The organism is Salinicola socius (assembly GCF_001937195.1).
Classification (GTDB): Bacteria; Pseudomonadota; Gammaproteobacteria; order Pseudomonadales; family Halomonadaceae; genus Salinicola; species Salinicola socius.
In genome coordinates this window covers 13018-31527 of record NZ_MSDO01000027.1, presented here as the reverse complement: position 1 = coordinate 31527, position 18510 = coordinate 13018, and the positions used below count along the sequence as shown (strand labels likewise).

The following is an 18510-nucleotide window of genomic DNA, read 5'->3' as shown; positions in this document are numbered from 1 at the left end:
TGCTTGCTAAAGAAGGGGCGCTCACGCGCCCCTTTTTCTGTATGGATTCGACAGCCCTTGATGGAGAGTGTGTTTGACTCTCGATCGGGGCTCTCCTATAATGCGCGTCCTTTGAACGCGTGGGTCGACGGCTCGCGCCGTCAGCATCCAGTGGAGCATAAGGTAAATGCAGAACCAGAAGATTCGCATTCGGCTGAAAGCGTTCGACCATCGGCTGATCGATCAGTCGGCCCAGGAAATCGTGGATACTGCCAAGCGCACTGGCGCGCAGGTGCGTGGTCCGATTCCGCTGCCGACCAATCGCGAGCGTTACACCATCCTGATCTCTCCGCACGTCAACAAGGACGCGCGTGATCAGTATGAGATTCGCACGCACAAGCGCGTTCTCGACATCGTCGAGCCGACGGAAAAGACCGTCGACGCGCTGATGAAACTCGATCTGGCCGCTGGCGTAGACGTGCAGATCAAACTCGACTGAAACTAACACTAGACACTAGCGGGCGCCGAGTTCAACGGTATCCGCCGCGTCGTGAGACGCCACACAATGTGCTAGTGGAATGCTCTGGAAAGGGCAGCCATAGCGGGTGACAGCCCCGTACACTAAAGGAGACTGAACATGACGATCGGTTTAGTCGGTAAGAAGGCGGGCATGACCCGTGTCTTCACCGAAGATGGCGCATCCGTGCCCGTAACCGTTATTGAGGTTGAGCCCAACCGCATCGCTGGCGTCAAGACTCTAGAGTCCGACGGCTACCGAGCGGTCCAGGTGACAACTGGCTCCCGCAAAGCCAAGCACCTCTCCAAGGCGATTGCTGGTCAATACGCCAAGGCGGGTGTCGAGGCAGGCCGTTCCCTGATGGAGTTCCGTCTGGCAGAAGACGATGAGACTCCGGAAGTTGGCGGTTCCTTCACCGTATCCCTCTTTGAAGCTGGTCAGAAAGTTGATGTGACCGGTACCTCCAAAGGTAAAGGCTTCCAGGGCGCTGTTAAGCGCTGGAATTTCCGTACCCAGGACAATACCCACGGCAACTCGCTTTCTCACCGTGCGCCAGGCTCCATTGGCCAGTGCCAGACTCCAGGTCGCGTTTTCAAAGGCAAGAAAATGGCCGGTCAGATGGGTAACGAGCGCGTCACCGTCCAGACCCTGGAAGTGGTGCGTATCGATACCGAGCGCAATCTGCTGTTGATCAAGGGCGCCGTGCCCGGTGCACCCGGCAGCAATGTCGTTGTGCGCAGTGCCGTGAAAGCTCGCTGAGGGGACTGAGACCGATGAATCTGAATCTCGTAGGTGCTGCAGGCACCGTCGAAGTCTCCGAAGAGACTTTCGGCAAAGACTTCAACGAAGCGCTGGTGCACCAGGTGGTTACCGCCTATCTGGCGGCAGGCCGCCAGGGTACCCGCGCTCAGAAGAACCGCTCCGACGTACGTGGCGGTGGCAAGAAGCCGTGGCGCCAGAAGGGTACCGGTCGTGCGCGTGCCGGCACCATCCGCTCGCCGCTGTGGCGTAGTGGTGGCGTGACGTTCGCCGCTCGTCCGCAGGACTACACGCAGAAGGTCAACCGCAAGATGTACCGTGCGGCCATGCGTTCCATCCTGTCCGAGCTGGTTCGCCAGGAGCGCCTGGTGCTGGTCGAGGAGTTCGTCGTCGAGACCTCCAAGACCAAGCAGCTGGTCGGCAAGCTGAAGGAGCTGGAGCTCGAGAAAGTGCTGATCGTCACGGAAGAGATCGACGAGAAGCTCTATCTGGCAGCACGCAACATTCCCAACGTTCACGTCGTTGATGCTGCGGCCGCCGATCCGGTCAGTCTGATTGCCTTGGACAAGGTGCTGATGACCGTCTCCGCTCTGCGTAAATTCGAGGAGAAGCTGGGATGAACCAGGAACGCGTATATAAGGTTCTGCTCGGACCTCACATGACCGAGAAGGCCGCTCACGCCGCTGAGAACAATCAGTACGTGTTCAAGGTGGCCCAGGATGCGACCAAGCCCGAGATCAAGAAAGCCGTCGAGGCGCTGTTTGGCAAGAAAGTTGCCGGCGTTCAGGTGCTCAATGTCAAGGGTAAGGTCAAACGCACTCGCTTCGGTACTGGTCTGCGCAAGGGTTACCGCAAGGCGTATGTGACCCTGGCTGCGGGCGAGACGCTCGAAGACTTCTCTGGCGCCGAGTAAGGCAGGAGTACGGATCATGGCAGTAGTCAAGACAAAACCCACGTCCGCCGGTCGTCGTCACGTCGTCAAAGTGGTCAACGACGAGCTCTTCAAGGGCCGCGCTTACGGCGCGCTTGTCGAGAAGCAGTCCAAGTCGGGTGGGCGTAACAACAATGGCCGTATCACCACGCGTCATATCGGTGGTGGCCATCGTCAGCATTATCGTTTGATCGATTTCAAGCGCATCAAGGATGGCATCAAGGCCACCGTCGAGCGCATCGAATACGATCCGAACCGTAGCGCCAACATTGCGCTGCTGAAGTACATGGACGGCGAGCGTCGTTACATCATCGCGCCCAAGGCCGTCAAGGTCGGCGACGTGGTGGAGTCCGGTGTCAACGCCGCCATCAAGCGTGGCAACGCGCTGCCGCTGCGCAACATCCCGGTCGGTTCCACGGTGCACTGCATCGAACTGAAGCCGGGCAAGGGTGCGCAGATCGCGCGTAGTGCCGGTGCCAGCGCTCAGCTGGTGGCTCGTGAAGGCAACTATGCAACGCTGCGTCTGCGCTCCGGCGAGATGCGTCGCGTGCTGTCCGAATGCCGCGCTACATTGGGCGAAGTCGGTAACTCTGAGCACAGCCTGCGTCAATTGGGCAAGGCCGGTGCGAAACGTTGGAGAGGGGTGCGCCCGACTGTTCGCGGTGTCGCAATGAACCCGGTGGATCACCCGCACGGTGGCGGTGAAGGCCGTACCAGTGGCGGCCGTCACCCGGTCAGCCCGTGGGGGATTCCCACCAAGGGCCACAAGACCCGCAAGAACAAGCGTACCGACAAGCTCATCGTTCGTCGCCGCAAGTCCAAGTAACAGACATTAAGAGGTAACGGCTGTGCCACGTTCACTGAAGAAAGGTCCTTTTATCGACCTTCATCTGTTGAAGAAGGTCGACGTCGCAACGGAAAAGAACGATCGCAAACCGATCAAGACCTGGTCGCGTCGTTCGATGATCCTGCCGAATATGGTCGGGCTCACCATTGCGGTACATAACGGTCGCCAGCATGTCCCGGTGCATGTCTCCGAGGAAATGGTCGGCCACAAGTTGGGCGAGTTCGCTGCCACCCGCACGTATCGCGGTCATGCAGCGGACAAGAAAGCCAAACGGTAAGCCAAGAGGAATAAGAGATGGAAGTCGCTGCTAAGTTGCGTGGCGCGAGCTTATCCGCCCAGAAGGCCCGTTTGGTGGCTGACCAGGTGCGCGGTAAGCCGGTCGCCGAAGCGCTCGACGTGCTGACCTTCTCACCGAAGAAGGCCGCCAAGTTGGTCAAGAAGGTGCTGCAGTCCGCGATCGCCAATGCGGAAGAAAACAACGGCATGGACATCGACGAGCTGCGTGTCTCGACCATCTGTGTCGATGAGGGCATGACGCTCAAGCGCATTCAACCGCGCGCCAAAGGCCGTGCGGATCGCATTCTGAAGCGCACCTGCCACATCACCGTCAAGGTAGCCGAGAAGTAGGAGTCGACCAGATGGGTCAGAAAGTCAATCCAATCGGTATCCGATTGGGCATCGTCAAGGATCACACCTCGGTCTGGTATGCCGAGCGTGGAGCCTATGCCGACAAGCTGAACAGCGATCTGGAAGTGCGTAGCTTTCTGGAGCAGCGTTTGAAAAACGCTTCCGTGAGCCGCATTACCATCGAACGTCCGGCCAACAACGCCCGTATTACCATTCACACTGCCCGTCCGGGCATCGTGATCGGCAAGAAGGGTGAGGACGTCGATCGCCTGCGCCAGGACGTCACCCGCATGATGGGTGTGCCGGTGCACGTCAACATCGAAGAAGTCCGCAAGCCGGAACTGGATGCCGCCCTGGTCGCGCAGAATATCGCCGGTCAGCTGGAGCGTCGGGTGATGTTCCGTCGTGCCATGAAGCGCGCCGTCCAGAACGCCATGCGTCTGGGCGCCGGCGGCATCAAGGTGCAGCTCTCCGGTCGTCTGGGTGGTGCCGAGATCGCACGTACCGAATGGTATCGCGAAGGTCGCGTGCCGCTTCATACGTTGCGTGCCGACATCGATTACGCCACTTATGAAGCCCACACCACCTACGGCGTCATCGGCGTCAAGGTATGGGTCTTCAAGGGCGAAATCCTCGGGGGCATCGAAGAGGTGCGTGCCAAGCAGAAGCAGCAGGCTCAGGCACCCGCACCGAAGAAGAAAGGTTCCAGGTAAGGGGAGACTGATCGATGTTGCAACCCAAGCGTACAAAGTTCCGCAAGGTGCAGAAAGGTCGTAACCGCGGCCTGGCGCATCGCGGCAGCAAGGTGAGCTTCGGGGACTTCGGTCTCAAAGCTACCGATCGCGGCCGTATTACTGCACGTCAGATCGAAGCGGGTCGTCGTGCAATTACCCGTCACGTCAAGCGTGGTGGCAAGATCTGGATCCGCGTATTCCCGGACAAGCCGATTACCAACAAGCCTCTCGAGGTTCGTATGGGTAAGGGTAAAGGTTCCGTCGAGTACTGGGTGGCCCAGATTCAGCCGGGCAGGGTGCTTTACGAGATCGAAGGTGTCTCCGAGGAGCTGGCGCGTGAAGCCTTCTCCCTGGCGGCCCAGAAAATGCCCATCTCCACCACCTTTGTGAAACGGACGGTGATGTGATGAAAGCCAACGAAATGCGTGAAAAGTCAGTCGATGCGCTGCAGGAGCAGCTTTTCGAACTGCTCCGCGAGCAGTTCAACCTGCGCATGCAGAAGGCCACCGGCCAGCTGAGCCAGACGCATCTGCTGAAGCAGGTTCGTCGCGACATCGCTCGCGTCAAGACTGTGCTCAACCAGAAGTCAGGTGACCAATGATGGCTGAAGCAAGCAAAGCACGTACGCTCACCGGCAGGGTGGTGAGCGACAAGATGGAAAAGTCGATTGTCGTATTTATCGAGCGCCGTGAGCGTCATCCGATCTACGGCAAGTACATGAAGCGCTCCACCAAGCTGCACGCCCACGACGAGTCGAATCAGGCCAAGGCCGGCGATCTGGTTTCCATTCAGGAATGCCGTCCGCTGTCCAAGAAGAAGGCCTGGACGTTGGTCGAGGTGGTCGAGCAGGCCAAGGGCTGAGCCCGACAGGCGCCTTCTGAACCAGTGCAGTCAGATTAGGTTTGGAGAAAACCAATGATTCAGACGCAGACAATGCTGGATGTCGCGGATAACAGCGGCGCGCGCCGGGTGCAGTGCATCAAGGTGCTGGGCGGTTCACACCGCCGTTACGCTCGCGTTGGCGACATCATTAAAGTGACGGTCAAAGAAGCCATCCCGCGGGGCAAGGTCAAGAAAGGCCAGGTCCTCAAGGCGGTGGTCGTGCGTACGCGTAGCGGTGTCCGTCGTAACGACGGTTCGCTGATTCGCTTCGATGGAAATGCGGCGGTTCTGTTGAATAACACCAACGAACAGCCGATCGGTACCCGTATCTTCGGACCGGTAACTCGTGAACTGCGTAACGAGAAGTTCATGAAGATCATTTCCTTGGCGCCCGAAGTGCTGTAAGGAGCGAGGCGGATATGCACAAGATCAAACGTGACGACGAAGTCATCGTCATCGCCGGCAAGGACAAGGGCAAGCGTGGCACGATCAAGCGCGTTCTCGAAAACGACCGCTATGTCGTTTCGGGCGTGAACATGATCAAGCGCCACACCAAGCCCAATCCTATGGCTGGCAACCCGGGGGGTATCGTCGAGCGTGAGGCTCCGATCCATGCGTCCAATGTAGCCATCTTCAACGCGGAAACCGGCAAAGCGGATCGCGTCGGCTTTCAGCTACAGGATGACGGTACCAAGGTACGTATCTACAAGTCGACGCAGAAGCAGATCGACGCCTAACGCGAGTCGGGTAGCAAAATGGCGAACTTGAAAGAACGTTATCAAAACGAAGTCATGGCTCAGCTCAAAGAGCAGTTCAGCTATGCCAACGTTATGCAGGTGCCCCGGATCACGAAGGTGACGCTGAACATGGGCATCGGCGAAGCGACCAGCGACAAAAAGCTGATCGACAACGCCATCGGCGACCTGGAGAAGCTCTCCGGTCAGAAGCCGGTGGTAACCAAGGCGCGCAAGTCCATCGCAGGCTTCAAAGTCCGCGAAGGCTGGCCGATTGGCGTCAAGGTGACGCTGCGCCGCGAGAGGATGTGGGAATTTCTGGATCGGCTGGTCAACATCGCGATTCCTCGCGTACGTGACTTCCGCGGTCTGAACCCGAAATCCTTCGACGGCCGTGGTAACTACTCCATGGGCGTACGTGAGCAGATCATCTTCCCGGAGATCGAATATGATAAGATCGACCGGATTCGGGGTCTGGATGTCACCATCACGACCAGCGCCATCACCGACGAAGAAGGTCGTGCGCTTCTCAGCGCGCTGAACTTCCCGTTCAAGCAATAAGGGTGGATTCATGGCAAAGAAAAGCATGATTGAGCGTGAGCTCAAGCGCGCGAAGCTGGTCGACAAATACGCCGCCAAGCGTACCGCGCTCAAAGCCGTCATTTATGACGTCAACGCTTCTGATGAAGAGCGCTTTGACGCTCAGCTGAAGCTGCAGCAGTTGCCGCGGGACTCCAGTCAGGTCCGTCAGCGCAATCGCTGCCGCATTACCGGTCGTCCGCACGGTTACTACAACAAGTTCGGACTGGCCCGTAACAAGCTGCGCGAAGCTGCCATGCGTGGCGATGTCCCTGGGCTGAAGAAGTCCAGCTGGTAAGCCACGTCGAGGAATTCAGGAGCGCAATGTAATGAGCATGCAAGACACTCTAGCGGATATGTTTACTCGTATTCGCAATGCGCAGATGGCCACCAAGGAGACGGTTACCATGCCGTCTTCCAAGCTCAAGATTGAAGTGGCCCGCGTACTCAAGCAGGAAGGCTATATCACCGATATCGCGGTCACCGAAGGCGCCAAGCCTGAGCTGACCGTGACCCTCAAGTATTTCGAGGGCAAGCCGGTTATCGAGCACATCCAGCGTATGTCCAAGCCGTCACTGCGGATCTACAAGGGCAAAGGTGAACTGCCCAAGGTCGCGGACGGTCTGGGTGTGGCGATCGTCACCACCTCCCAAGGTGTCATGACCGATCGTGCCGCACGCCAGGCGGGTGTCGGTGGTGAAGTCATCTGCACCGTATTCTAGGAGTGAGAAATGTCTCGCGTAGCCAAGTATCCGGTTAAACTGCCCAGCGGCGTCGAAGCGAAGTTCGACGGCGACCAGCTGTCCGTCAAGGGCGGCCAGGGCACGCTTGAACTGACCGTGCATCCCGACGTGAAGATCACTCAGGAAGACGGTCAGCTGGTTTTCGCCCCGAGCGAAACGGCGAAGACATGGGCCATGGTCGGCACCACGCGTGCCCTGGTCCAGAACATGGTCACCGGCGCTTCCGAGGGTTTCACTCGGTCGCTGGAAATCAATGGCGTCGGCTATCGTGCCCAGGCTAGTGGCAAGACGCTGAACCTAACACTCGGTTTCTCACACCCGATCGATTACACACTGCCCGAAGGTGTCACGGCGGAAACGCCGAAGAACACTGTGATCGTGCTGAAAAGCGCGGACAAGCAGAAGCTCGGTCAGGTGGCAGCGGAAATTCGTGCGTTCCGTCCGCCGGAGCCCTACAAGGGCAAAGGGGTTCGGTACAGCGACGAACGTGTCCGCCGCAAAGAAGCCAAGAAGAAGTAAGGCAGGGTTATGAACGCGAAGAAAGAATCTCGTCTCCGTCGTGCCCGCCGCGCCCGTGCCAAGATCCGCGATTTGGGTGTGTTTCGCCTGTGCGTCAACCGCACCCCGCGACACATCTATGCGCAGATCATCTCACCGGACGGCGGCAAGGTCCTGGCCAGCGCTTCCACGCTGGACAAGAATTTGCGCGAAGGTGCCACGGGCAACGCTGACGCGGCTGCCAAGGTGGGTGCTCTGATTGCCGAGCGCGCCAAGGATGCCGGCATCTCTAAAGTGGCCTTCGACCGCGCTGGGTTCCAGTACCACGGGCGTGTCAAGGCATTGGCTGATGCCGCACGCGAAGGCGGTCTGCAATTCTAAAGGGTTTAACGATGGCGAATAACGAACAGAAGGGCGGAGATCTGCAAGAGAAGTTGGTGCAGGTCAACCGCGTCGCCAAGGTGGTCAAGGGTGGCCGTATCTTCGGTTTCACCGCCCTGACCGTCGTTGGTGATGGCAACGGCCGGGTCGGCTTCGGTCGCGGCAAGGCACGTGAAGTGCCTGTTGCGATTCAGAAAGCCATGGACCAGGCTCGCCGCAACATGGTCAAGGTCAGCCTCAGCGGCAGCACGCTGCAGTACCCGGTTCGCGCCCGTCACGGTGCGTCCAAGGTCTATATGCAGCCGGCTTCCGAAGGTACCGGCATCATCGCCGGTGGCGCCATGCGTTCCGTGCTAGAACTGGCGGGTGTGCATGACGTTCTGGCCAAGTGCTACGGTTCCACCAACCCGGTGAACGTGGTTCGCGCCACCATCAAGGGGCTTGAATCCATGCAATCTCGGGATGACATCGCCGCCAAGCGTGGCCTGTCTGTCGAAGAGCTGGCGGGGTAAGTGACCATGGCACAGACGATCAAAATCACTCAGACCCGCAGCACCATTGGTGTCCTGCAGAAGCACAAGGCGACGATGACCGGTCTCGGTCTGCGTCGAATTGGGCACTCGGTCGAGCTGGAAGACACCCCCGCCGTTCGCGGCATGATCAACAAGGTCAACTACCTTGTTCGAATCGAGGGAGAGTAATCCATGAAACTTAATGACTTAAGCCCGGCCCCGGGTTCCAAGCATGCTGAAAAGCGTGTGGGACGCGGTATCGGTTCTGGTCTGGGCAAGACCGGTGGCCGCGGCCACAAGGGTCTGAAGTCCCGCTCCGGTGGCTCGGTCAAGCCGGGCTTCGAGGGTGGTCAGATGCCCTTGCAGCGTCGTCTGCCGAAATTCGGTTTCACCTCGGCCAAGTCGCTGGTGTCCGAAGAAGTCCGCCTGGCCGAGCTGGCCAAGGTCGATGGCGACGTCGCCGATCTCGCTAGCCTGAAGAAAGCCAACGTACTCAAGAATGCTACCGAGTACGCCAAGGTCGTTCTTTCCGGCGAGCTGAGCAAGGCAGTTACCGTGCGTGGCCTCAAGGTCACCAAAGGTGCGCGTGCTGCGATCGAAGCGGCCGGTGGCAAAGTAGAGGACTAAATGGCTAAGTCAGGAAACATGCCGGCGAACATGGGTAGTGGTCTCAGCGAGCTGTGGGCACGCCTGCGTTTCGTCTTTATCGCGATCGTGGTGTACCGCATTGGTGCCCACATCCCCGTCCCCGGCATCGATCCTGACCAGCTGGCTGCCCTGTTTCGGGAGAACCAGGGCACCATCCTGGGCATGTTCAACATGTTCTCGGGGGGTGCGCTGCAGCGCATGAGTATCTTCGCGCTGGGGATCATGCCGTACATCTCCGCGTCGATCATCATGCAGCTTCTGACCGCGGTATCGCCTCAGCTCGAAGCGCTGAAGAAGGAAGGCGAAGCCGGGCGCCGCAAGATCAACCAGTACACGCGCTACGGTACGGTGTTGCTGGCATTGATTCAGGCGACGGGCATGTCAGTTGGTCTGGTCAGTCAGGGCGTTGCCTATTCGGGCGACATCAGCTTCTACTTCACGGCGATCGTGACGTTCGTGGCCGGTGCCGTATTCCTGATGTGGCTGGGCGAGCAGATTACCGAGAAGGGTATCGGCAACGGTATCTCGTTGATCATCTTTTCCGGGATCGTGGCGGGCTTGCCCAATGCGATCGGTCAGTCGTTCGAGCTCGCTCGTAACGATGGAGCCTGGAACGTGCTGCCCTTGCTGGCGCTGTCGATTCTCGGTATCGCCACCGTCGCTTTTGTGGTGTTCATCGAGCGAGGCCAACGTCGTATTACGGTGAACTATCCTCGCCGGCAGGTGGGCAACAAGATGTACGCCGGACAGAGCAGCTATCTGCCGTTGAAGGTCAACATGGCGGGTGTGATTCCGCCAATCTTCGCGTCCAGTATCCTGCTGTTCCCGGGTTCCATCGGTCAGTGGCTGGGTCAGAGCGATGGTTTCGAGTGGCTACAGGTGGCCTCGCAACAGCTGGCACCCGGTGCGCCGCTGTACATCATCCTGTTCGCCGCGGCAGTGCTGTTCTTCTGCTTCTTCTACACGGCGTTGGTGTTCAATCCGAGAGATGTCGCCGACAACCTGAAGAAGTCCGGTGCCTTTTTGCCGGGGATTCGTCCGGGAGAGCAGACGGCGCGCTACGTCGACAAGGTGATGACGCGTCTGACGCTGTTCGGGGCGCTCTACATCACACTGGTCTCGTTGATGCCGCAGTTCCTGGTGGTGGCCTGGCAGGTGCCGTTCTACTTCGGGGGTACCTCGCTGCTGATCGTGGTCGTGGTAATCATGGACTTCATGGCCCAGGTTCAGTCACACCTGATGTCGAATCAGTATGAATCGGTGATGAAGAAATCGAACCTGAAGGGCTACGGTAGCGGCGGCCTGACGCGCTGAGCCTCCGCCAGAGAGCATTTGGAGAGAACGATGAAAGTTCGAGCTTCTGTAAAGAAAATGTGCCGTAACTGCAAGATCATTCGGCGCAACGGCGCGGTTCGTGTCATTTGCACGGAACCTCGTCACAAGCAGCGTCAGGGTTGATCTGATCCTGAAGTTGCGAGTAAAAAGCGGGCCATGGCATACCCCTTGCCTTGAGAGAGGTCAGGGGGTATGCTATTGCGCCCTTTGTGGACGACTAAAACGAGCAAGCCGCTCAACATTCGGAGTAAGCTGATGGCCCGTATTGCAGGCGTCAATATCCCGGACAATAAGCATGCGGCGATCTCGCTGACCTACATCTACGGGATTGGCCGCACGCGTGCACAGATGATCTGTGTCGCTGCCGGCATCGCACCGACCGCCAAGGTTCAGGAACTGTCAGGCGAAGAGCTCGACACCCTGCGTACCGAAGTGGGCAAGTACACCGTAGAAGGCGACCTTCGCCGTGATGTGACGCTGAATATCAAGCGTCTCATGGACTTGGGTTGCTACCGTGGTCTGCGCCATCGTCGTGGTCTACCGCTGCGTGGTCAGCGTACCAAGACCAATGCGCGTACCCGTAAGGGACCGCGTAAACCGATTCGTAAGTAATTAACGTTCCGGCGTTTAAGATCAGGATACATCAACATGGCTAACCCGCGTAGCAACCGAAAAAAGGTTAAAAAGCAGGTGGTGGATGCGGTTGCGCATATCCACGCCTCTTTTAACAATACGATCGTGACGATCACAGACCGCCAGGGCAATGCGCTTTCCTGGGCAACTGCCGGTGGTTCGGGTTTTCGTGGTTCTCGCAAGAGCACCCCGTTCGCAGCTCAAGTGGCGAGTGAACGTGCAGCGACTGCTGCAGCCGAGTATGGTGTGAAAAACGTCGACGTGCTGGTCAAGGGCCCAGGTCCTGGCCGTGAGTCTGCCGTGCGCGCGCTCAATGCCGCCGGCTTCCGTGTACAGAGCATTACTGACGCGACGCCGATTCCGCACAACGGATGCCGTCCGCCGAAGAAACGCCGCGTTTAAGGAGACAGACTCATGGCTCGTTATCTTGGACCCAAGTGTAAGTTGTCTCGTCGTGAGGGTACCGACCTCTTTCTCAAGAGCGGTGTCACTCCCTTCGAGAAGAAGTGCAAATCCGAGCAGATTCCGGGTGTGCACGGCCAGCGCCGTCAGCGTCTTTCCGACTACGGCTTGCAGCTTCGCGAGAAGCAGAAAGTGCGTCGTATCTACGGCGTACTCGAAAAACAGTTCCGCAACTACTACAAGGAAGCCGCTCGCCTGAAAGGGGCGACCGGTGAATCTCTGTTGCAGCTGCTGGAATGCCGACTGGACAACGTGGTTTATCGCATGGGCTTCGGCTCCACGCGTAACGAATCTCGCCAGTTGGTCAGCCACAAGGCGATTATGGTCAATGGCCGTACCGTCAACGTGGCGTCCTATCAGGTGCGTCCGGGCGACGTCGTGTCTGTTCGCGAGAAGGCCAAGAACCAGGCCCGTATCCAGCAGGCCCTGTCCATCGCTGCCAATCGCGGCGACGTGACGTGGATCGACATCGATTCGAAGAAGATGGAAGGCACTTTCAAGGCTGTCCCGGAACGCGGTGACCTGTCTGCCGACATCAACGAAAACCTGATCGTCGAGCTGTACTCCAAGTAAGTCTGATATCGGGCCGCTCCGTGTGGCCCGATTCCAGCATTGGGTACCGAATTTCGTTTGGCAGCCTGGGAAGGTGTTCATATGCAGCGTTCAGTGACAGAGTTTCTCCTTCCCCGCGACATCAAGGTCGAAGAGGTCAGTGCACATCACGCAAAGATCGTGCTGGAACCCTTCGAACGTGGTTTCGGCCATACCCTGGGGAATGCGCTGCGTCGCATCCTGCTCTCTTCGATGCCCGGCTGTGCCGTGGTCGAAGCGGAAATCGAAGGCGTACTGCATGAGTACAGTGCCATCGAGGGTGTTCAGGAAGACGTCATCGAGATTCTCCTGAATCTCAAGGACGTGGCCATCAGGATGCACGGCCGCGACGAAGCCGTCCTGACCCTGAACAAGCAGGGCCCCGGTGTAATGACTGCGGGTGATATCGCCGTCGGTCATGACGTCGAGATCGTCAATCCGGAGCACGTGATCGCTCACCTCAACGACGGCAGCGAGCTGAAAATGCAGCTGAAGATCGTTCGGGGTCGTGGTTACGAGCCAGCGGATGCGCGACTCTCCGACGAGGACGAATCCCGTGCCATCGGTCGTCTGCAGCTGGACGCGACATTCAGCCCCGTACGCCGCGTGTCGTATGCGGTAGAGGCTGCACGTGTCGAACAGCGCACCGACCTCGATAAGCTGGTCATCGATCTCGAAACTGACGGTACTCTGGATCCCGAAGAAGCGATTCGCCGCAGTGCGACCATTCTTCAGGAACAGCTGGCCGCCTTCGTCGACCTCGAAGCTGACAGAGAGCAGGAAACCGAAGAGGAAGAAGATCAGATCGATCCGATTCTTCTGCGCCCCGTGGATGATCTCGAACTCACGGTTCGCAGTGCCAACTGCTTGAAGGCCGAGAATATTTACTACATTGGCGATTTGATTCAGCGCACGGAAGTCGAGCTGCTCAAGACGCCGAACCTTGGCAAGAAGTCCTTGAACGAGATCAAGGACGTGTTGGCTTCGCGCGGTCTTTCACTCGGTATGCGGTTGGATAACTGGCCGCCGGCGAGTTTGAAAGACGACAAGGCTTCCGCCTGAGGAAGATGACGCCGGGACTCCGTCTCCGGTGTCGTCGCCCTAGCGTCGAAACCAGCGTGCCGACTCGAATCACCAGTTTGGTAAGGAATAGCAATCATGCGTCATCGTAAGAGTGGTCGTCATCTGAATCGGACCAGCTCGCATCGGCACGCCATGTTCAAGAACATGTGCATCTCGCTGGTCGAGCATGAAGTGATCAAGACTACCCTGCCCAAAGCCAAGGAGCTGCGTCGTCATATCGAGCCGCTGATCACTTTGGCCAAGCAGGATAGCGTGGCAAACCGCCGTCTGGCGTTCAGCCGCACCCGCTCCAAAGAAGCTGTCGGCAAGCTCTTCAACGAGCTTGGCCCGCGTTACGCCACTCGCCCGGGCGGTTACGTCCGTGTGCTGAAGTGCGGTTTCCGTACTGGCGACAATGCCCCGATGGCTTACATCGAGCTGGTCGATCGTCCGGTCGTTGAAGAAGCCGCTGGCGACGAATAAGTCCCACGCTTCCGGCACGACAAAAACCGGCTATCCAGTCTTCTGGGTAGCCGGTTTTCTTTTGCCTGATATTTCGGGATCTGACGATCAAGGGCGGTCATCGACGGGATGGTGCTGCATTGACGAGCGGGTGTCGCCCTCTCGTCAACGCAGCATGCCGGCGTAGGGGCTTCAGGCGCGCTTGGCCTTGCGGGCCTTGGGCGCTGGCAGCAGTGGGGCCAGGAAATGGCCTGTGTGGGAGTGTTCGAGTGTGGCTACCTGTTCCGGCGTGCCCTCCGCGATGATCCGTCCACCGCCGGAGCCGCCTTCAGGGCCGAGATCGACGACCCAGTCGGCAGTCTTGATCACGTCCAGGTTGTGTTCGATCACCACCACCGTGTTGCCGTGATCGCGCAGACGGTGCAGCACTCCAAGCAGCTGGCGGATATCCTCGAAGTGTAGACCCGTCGTCGGCTCATCGAGGATATAGAGCGTCTGGCCGGTATCGCGCTTGGCCAGCTCGCGGGCGAGCTTGACGCGTTGCGCCTCGCCGCCGGAGAGCGTCGTCGCGCTCTGGCCGAGACGCACGTAGGAGAGCCCGACATCCATCAGCGTCTGTAGACGGCGTGCAATCGCCGGCACCGGGCTGAAGAACGCCAGCGCTTCTTCGATGGTCATCTCGAGCACTTCGTGGATGCTCTTGCCCTTGTAGTGAATCTCCAGCGTCTCGCGGTTGTAGCGCTTGCCTTTGCAGACGTCACAGGGGACATAGATATCCGGCAGGAAGTGCATCTCCACCTTGATCATGCCCTCGCCCTGACACGCCTCGCAGCGACCGCCCTTGACGTTGAAGCTGAAACGTCCCGGCTTGTAGCCGCGTGCACGGGCTTCCTGGGTCCCCGAGAACAGCTCGCGGATCGGAGTGAAGATGCCGGTGTAGGTGGCAGGGTTGGAGCGTGGCGTGCGCCCGATGGGGCTCTGATCGATATCGATGATCTTGTCGAGCTGCTCGAGGCCCTCGATGCTGCGATACGGCGCTGCGGTGAGCGTCGTGGCACGGTTGAGCTCACGCGCGGCAATCGGCATCAGCGTCGAGTTGATCAGGGTGGACTTGCCGGATCCGGAAACGCCGGTCACGCAGACGAACAGCCCCAACGGCAGTGCCAGATCCACATCCTGCAGGTTGTTGCCGCTGGCGCCGCGCAGATGCAGCTGCTTTTCCGGATTGACCGGTATTCGATAGGGCGGCACCTCGATGCAGCGTTTTCCGGAGAGATATTGTCCGGTCAGCGAGTCCGGCGACGTCTCGATATCGTGCGGTGTGCCCTGGGCGACGATCTGGCCGCCGTGAACGCCGGCGCCGGGACCGATATCCAGCACGTGGTCGGCGGCACGAATCGCGTCTTCGTCGTGCTCGACCACGATGACCGTGTTGCCCAGATCGCGCAGCCGGATCAGCGTGCGCAGCAGACGATCGTTGTCGCGCTGGTGGAGGCCGATGGAGGGTTCGTCGAGAATGTACATCACCCCGACCAGGCCGGCACCGATCTGGCTGGCCAGGCGGATGCGCTGGGCCTCGCCGCCGGAAAGCGTATCGGCACTGCGCTCCAGGGTCAGGTAGTCGAGGCCGACATTGACCAGAAACTCCAGGCGCGCGTGAATCTCGTGGACGATCTTGACCGCGATCTCGCCCTTGCGGCCGGGCAGCGTCACCTGGCCAAAATACTTCCAGGCTTCACCCACCGGCATCTGGGTCAGCGTCGGAAGATTGTTGCCGTCGACGAAGACATGGCGCGCCTCCCGCTTGAGGCGGGCACCGTCGCAGGTCGGACAGGGGCGAACGGCCAGGTACTTGGAGAGATCATCGCGCACCATGGACGATTCGGTCTCACGATAGCGCCGTTCCAGATTGGGCAGCACGCCTTCGAACGGGTGCTCGCGGGTGACCTTGCGGCCCCGGTCGTTGACGTAGCTGAACGCGACCTCGTCCTTGCCGCTGCCGTTGAGCACCAGATCACGCTCGTGGCGGGCGAGCTCGTTCCAGGGCGTATCCAGGGTGAATCGGTAGTGTTCGGCGACCGCCTGCAGTTGGCTGAAGTAGTAGATGCTGCGCCGGTCCCAACCCTTGATCGCGCCCTCGGCCAGCGAGAGTTCGGGATGGCTGATCAGTTTGTCCGGATCGAAGAACTGACGCACGCCGAGGCCATCGCAGGTCGGGCAGGCGCCGGCCGGGTTGTTGAACGAGAACAGCCGCGGCTCCAGCTCGGCGAGCGAATAGCCACAGATGGGGCAGGCGAAGCGCGACGAGAATGCCAGATCTTCCCGTTCGCCATCCATGAAATGGATGATCGCGGTGCCGTCGGCCAGGTTGAGGGCGGTCTCGAAGGATTCCGCCAGGCGCTGCTGGAGATCGGATCGCACCTTGATTCGATCGACCACCACGCTGATGTCGTGCTTGCGCTTCTTGTCGAGGTCCGGCACATCGTCGAGCTCGACGGTATGACCGTCGATCACCGCGCGTACGAACCCCTGGGCCCGCAGCTCGCTGATCAGCTGCTGGTGCTCGCCCTTGCGGCCCTTGATCACCGGCGCCAGCAGCATCAGCCGGCTGCCTTCGGGCAAGCTCAGGACCTGATCGACCATCTGCGAGACCGTCTGGGCTTCCAGTTCCTCGTCGTGATCCGGGCATCGCGGCGTACCGGCGCGGGCGAAAAGCAGGCGCAGGTAGTCGTAGATCTCGGTGATCGTGCCCACGGTGGAGCGCGGATTGTGCGATGTCGATTTCTGCTCGATGGAGATGGCCGGCGACAGTCCTTCGATGTGATCGACGTCAGGCTTTTCCATCATCGACAGGAACTGGCGGGCGTAGGTCGACAGGGACTCGACGTAACGTCGCTGTCCTTCGGCGTAAAGCGTGTCGAATGCGAGTGAAGACTTACCCGAACCGGATAGACCGGTTACCACGATCAACTTGTCGCGCGGCAGTTCGACATCAATGTTCTTCAGGTTATGGGTTCGTGCGCCCCTGACCAGAATGCTGTCCATGACTACCTCGTGCTGCGACGCGGGAAACGACCATTATAGGTCGCGGATCAAATGCCCGGCAAAGCCGGCTGCTTTCACTAGTGGAAGGCGAGCGGTAAAATGCGTCGCTCATTCCGAACCATCCTCGGTGCTGACCGAGTTCACCCAACGTTGTGACCTCCATGACTTCTCGTTTTCTCGTTACCGAACGACGTGCCATCGTCGGGCTGGCCAGTCTCTATGCCTCGCGCATGCTGGGCCTGTTCATGGTCCTGCCGGTGCTGGCGCTGTATGCCGATCATCTCGAGGGTGCGACGCCCTTGCTGGTCGGCATGGCGCTGGGCGGCTACGGCCTGACCCAGGCGCTCCTGCAAATTCCCTTCGGGCTGTTATCTGACCGCATCGGCCGCAAGGCGGTCATTGGCGGCGGCATCGTCCTGTTCATCATCGGCAGTATCGTCGCCGCCAATGCCACCTCCATCACCGGCATCATCATCGGCCGCTGCCTGCAGGGGAGCGGTGCCGTTGCCGGTGCCATCATGGCCCTGCTGGCGGATCAGACGCGTGAAGAGATCCGCACCGCGGCGATGGCTACCATTGGGCTCTCCATCGGCGTGGCGTTCGCAGTGGCCATGGTCGCCGGGCCGCTGATAGCGGACATCGGCGGGCTCGCCGGGGTATTCTGGTTCACGGCGGCGCTGGCCGCCTGCGGATTGCTGATTTTATGGAAGCTGGTGCCGAAGGCGCCGCGGCGCATGTCGCATCGCGATGTCGGCATCGATCGCCGCCAGCTGCGGGCGACGCTCGGCCAGAGCGATCTGTTACGGCTGGACTTCTCGATCTTCGCGCTGCATCTGATCCTGACCGCCTGCTTCACGGCGCTGCCGTTTCGGCTCGAGGCCCTGGGGTTCGCGCCGGCAGACCACGGCTGGGTATACCTGCCGGTGATGGCGCTGGCCTTCCTCGGCATGATTCCGCTGGTCATCGTGGCCGAGAAGTATCGCCAGATGAAGCCCATCTTCGTCGGTGCCGTCGCGGCAATGACGCTGATTCTGCTCGGTTTCGGCGAACTCGCCACGGATCGGGTGACGCTGGTTACTCTACTTTGGGGCTTTTTCGTGGTCTTCAATCTTCTGGAGGCAACGTTACCCTCGATGATCAGCAAATTGGCCCCGGCCGGTGCCAAGGGCACTGCCATGGGCGTCTATTCGACCAGTCAGTTCTTTGGCGCCTTTCTCGGCGGTACGCTGGGTGGCGCACTGTCGCAAGGCTTCGGCGTGCAAAGTGTCTTTCTGGGGGCGGCGGCGGTCGGTGCGGTCTGGCTGGCCGTGGTCTGGAAAATGCCGGCACCCCGCCACCTCTCCAGCGAGATCATTGCACTCGACGAGCAATCCATGGACAGGCTCGATACACTACTCGAGCGCTTTGCCTCGGTGACCGGTGTCGAGGACGTCATGGTCGTGCCCGAAGAGCAGGTGGCCTATCTCAAGGTCGACCGCCAGCACCTGGATGTCGAGGCGCTGGCCAGTATCGCAGGTAATCAATGGCAACGAACCGACGCGTGAACGCG

General features: G+C 59.6%; 30 protein-coding genes. 29 read left to right on the top strand and 1 reads right to left on the bottom strand.

Annotation, left to right across the window (positions count from 1 at the left end; translation table 11 throughout):
- Positions 1-166 precede the first annotated feature (166 nt).
- The 28 genes from rpsJ (at position 167) to rplQ (ending at position 13937) form a co-directional block, all read left to right on the top strand.
- Positions 167-478 (top strand): 30S ribosomal protein S10, encoded by a 312-nt coding sequence (gene rpsJ, locus BTW07_RS17130; RefSeq protein WP_035470365.1) that lies wholly within the window; start codon positions 167-169, stop codon positions 476-478.
- Positions 479-616: 138 nt separating this feature from the next.
- Complete coding sequence (gene rplC / locus BTW07_RS17125) at positions 617-1255, top strand: 50S ribosomal protein L3 (protein WP_075571392.1); 639 nt, start codon at positions 617-619, stop codon at positions 1253-1255.
- Positions 1256-1269: 14 nt separating this feature from the next.
- The gene (rplD, locus tag BTW07_RS17120; protein WP_075571391.1) at positions 1270-1875 is read left to right on the top strand and encodes a 50S ribosomal protein L4; all 606 of its coding nucleotides are present in this window, start codon (positions 1270-1272) and stop codon (positions 1873-1875) included.
- The gene (gene rplW / locus BTW07_RS17115) at positions 1872-2168 is read left to right on the top strand and encodes a 50S ribosomal protein L23 (RefSeq protein ID WP_075571390.1); all 297 of its coding nucleotides are present in this window, start codon (positions 1872-1874) and stop codon (positions 2166-2168) included. Before rplD ends, rplW begins: the two co-directional genes overlap by 4 nt.
- Positions 2169-2184: 16 nt before the next feature.
- Entirely contained in the window at positions 2185-3012 is an 828-nt protein-coding gene (rplB, locus tag BTW07_RS17110) for a 50S ribosomal protein L2 (RefSeq protein ID WP_075571389.1), read from the top strand.
- A gap of 22 nt (positions 3013-3034) precedes the next feature.
- Entirely contained in the window at positions 3035-3310 is a 276-nt protein-coding gene (rpsS, locus tag BTW07_RS17105; RefSeq protein WP_075563680.1) for a 30S ribosomal protein S19, read from the top strand.
- 17 nt (positions 3311-3327) lie between these two features.
- Entirely contained in the window at positions 3328-3660 is a 333-nt protein-coding gene (gene rplV / locus BTW07_RS17100) for a 50S ribosomal protein L22 (RefSeq protein ID WP_035470378.1), read from the top strand.
- Positions 3661-3671: 11 nt separating this feature from the next.
- Positions 3672-4373: a 30S ribosomal protein S3 gene (gene rpsC / locus BTW07_RS17095; protein ID WP_075571388.1), complete on the top strand. Its 702-nt coding sequence runs from the start codon at positions 3672-3674 to the stop codon at positions 4371-4373.
- Between the two features lie 14 nt (positions 4374-4387).
- The gene (rplP, locus tag BTW07_RS17090) at positions 4388-4801 is read left to right on the top strand and encodes a 50S ribosomal protein L16 (protein WP_071230712.1); all 414 of its coding nucleotides are present in this window, start codon (positions 4388-4390) and stop codon (positions 4799-4801) included.
- Entirely contained in the window at positions 4801-4995 is a 195-nt protein-coding gene (gene rpmC / locus BTW07_RS17085) for a 50S ribosomal protein L29 (RefSeq protein WP_075563678.1), read from the top strand. The genes rplP and rpmC overlap by 1 nt, the downstream gene beginning before the upstream one ends.
- The gene (rpsQ, locus tag BTW07_RS17080; RefSeq protein WP_075571387.1) at positions 4995-5255 is read left to right on the top strand and encodes a 30S ribosomal protein S17; all 261 of its coding nucleotides are present in this window, start codon (positions 4995-4997) and stop codon (positions 5253-5255) included. The genes rpmC and rpsQ overlap by 1 nt, the downstream gene beginning before the upstream one ends.
- Before the next feature lie 54 nt (positions 5256-5309).
- Positions 5310-5681, top strand: coding sequence for a 50S ribosomal protein L14 (gene rplN / locus BTW07_RS17075; RefSeq protein WP_075571386.1), 372 nt, complete (start codon positions 5310-5312; stop codon positions 5679-5681).
- Positions 5682-5695: 14 nt separating this feature from the next.
- Complete coding sequence (gene rplX, locus BTW07_RS17070; protein ID WP_075571385.1) at positions 5696-6013, top strand: 50S ribosomal protein L24; 318 nt, start codon at positions 5696-5698, stop codon at positions 6011-6013.
- A gap of 18 nt (positions 6014-6031) precedes the next feature.
- Positions 6032-6571, top strand: coding sequence for a 50S ribosomal protein L5 (gene rplE, locus BTW07_RS17065; RefSeq protein WP_071230717.1), 540 nt, complete (start codon positions 6032-6034; stop codon positions 6569-6571).
- A gap of 10 nt (positions 6572-6581) precedes the next feature.
- Positions 6582-6887 carry a 30S ribosomal protein S14 gene (rpsN, locus tag BTW07_RS17060; protein WP_075571384.1) on the top strand — a complete coding sequence of 102 codons (306 nt, stop codon included), beginning with the start codon at positions 6582-6584 and terminating at the stop codon, positions 6885-6887.
- Positions 6888-6918: 31 nt separating this feature from the next.
- On the top strand, positions 6919-7311 hold the full coding sequence (rpsH, locus tag BTW07_RS17055) for a 30S ribosomal protein S8 (protein ID WP_075571383.1): 393 nt from the start codon (positions 6919-6921) through the stop codon (positions 7309-7311).
- Positions 7312-7320: 9 nt separating this feature from the next.
- On the top strand, positions 7321-7851 hold the full coding sequence (rplF, locus tag BTW07_RS17050; RefSeq protein WP_075571382.1) for a 50S ribosomal protein L6: 531 nt from the start codon (positions 7321-7323) through the stop codon (positions 7849-7851).
- A 9-nt stretch (positions 7852-7860) separates the two neighbouring features.
- Complete coding sequence (gene rplR / locus BTW07_RS17045) at positions 7861-8211, top strand: 50S ribosomal protein L18 (protein ID WP_075571381.1); 351 nt, start codon at positions 7861-7863, stop codon at positions 8209-8211.
- Between the two features lie 11 nt (positions 8212-8222).
- Positions 8223-8723, top strand: coding sequence for a 30S ribosomal protein S5 (rpsE, locus tag BTW07_RS17040; protein WP_075571380.1), 501 nt, complete (start codon positions 8223-8225; stop codon positions 8721-8723).
- 6 nt (positions 8724-8729) lie between these two features.
- Positions 8730-8912 carry a 50S ribosomal protein L30 gene (gene rpmD / locus BTW07_RS17035; RefSeq protein ID WP_075571409.1) on the top strand — a complete coding sequence of 61 codons (183 nt, stop codon included), beginning with the start codon at positions 8730-8732 and terminating at the stop codon, positions 8910-8912.
- 3 nt (positions 8913-8915) lie between these two features.
- Positions 8916-9350: a 50S ribosomal protein L15 gene (gene rplO, locus BTW07_RS17030; RefSeq protein WP_075571379.1), complete on the top strand. Its 435-nt coding sequence runs from the start codon at positions 8916-8918 to the stop codon at positions 9348-9350.
- The gene (gene secY / locus BTW07_RS17025; RefSeq protein WP_075571378.1) at positions 9351-10685 is read left to right on the top strand and encodes a preprotein translocase subunit SecY; all 1335 of its coding nucleotides are present in this window, start codon (positions 9351-9353) and stop codon (positions 10683-10685) included. It begins immediately after the preceding gene.
- Between the two features lie 30 nt (positions 10686-10715).
- Positions 10716-10829: a 50S ribosomal protein L36 gene (gene rpmJ / locus BTW07_RS17020; RefSeq protein WP_031384759.1), complete on the top strand. Its 114-nt coding sequence runs from the start codon at positions 10716-10718 to the stop codon at positions 10827-10829.
- Between the two features lie 132 nt (positions 10830-10961).
- A complete protein-coding gene (gene rpsM, locus BTW07_RS17015; RefSeq protein WP_075571377.1) occupies positions 10962-11318 on the top strand; it encodes a 30S ribosomal protein S13 in 357 nt (118 codons plus the stop codon).
- Positions 11319-11354: 36 nt separating this feature from the next.
- Positions 11355-11741, top strand: a complete 387-nt coding sequence (rpsK, locus tag BTW07_RS17010; RefSeq protein WP_009723883.1) for a 30S ribosomal protein S11 — start codon at positions 11355-11357, stop codon at positions 11739-11741.
- A gap of 12 nt (positions 11742-11753) precedes the next feature.
- On the top strand, positions 11754-12374 hold the full coding sequence (gene rpsD / locus BTW07_RS17005) for a 30S ribosomal protein S4 (RefSeq protein WP_075563665.1): 621 nt from the start codon (positions 11754-11756) through the stop codon (positions 12372-12374).
- Between the two features lie 81 nt (positions 12375-12455).
- Positions 12456-13454 (top strand): DNA-directed RNA polymerase subunit alpha, encoded by a 999-nt coding sequence (locus BTW07_RS17000; protein WP_075571408.1) that lies wholly within the window; start codon positions 12456-12458, stop codon positions 13452-13454.
- Between the two features lie 96 nt (positions 13455-13550).
- Complete coding sequence (gene rplQ / locus BTW07_RS16995) at positions 13551-13937, top strand: 50S ribosomal protein L17 (protein ID WP_075571376.1); 387 nt, start codon at positions 13551-13553, stop codon at positions 13935-13937.
- A 171-nt stretch (positions 13938-14108) separates the two neighbouring features.
- On the opposite strand, the gene uvrA is transcribed toward rplQ, so the two are convergent.
- Positions 14109-16961 (bottom strand): excinuclease ABC subunit UvrA, encoded by a 2853-nt coding sequence (uvrA, locus tag BTW07_RS16990; protein ID WP_075571375.1) that lies wholly within the window; start codon positions 16959-16961, stop codon positions 14109-14111.
- Positions 16962-17122: 161 nt separating this feature from the next.
- Between uvrA and BTW07_RS16985 the strand changes: the two genes are divergently transcribed.
- Positions 17123-18505 (top strand): MFS transporter, encoded by a 1383-nt coding sequence (locus BTW07_RS16985; protein WP_075571374.1) that lies wholly within the window; start codon positions 17123-17125, stop codon positions 18503-18505.
- Positions 18506-18510: the final 5 nt, after the last annotated feature.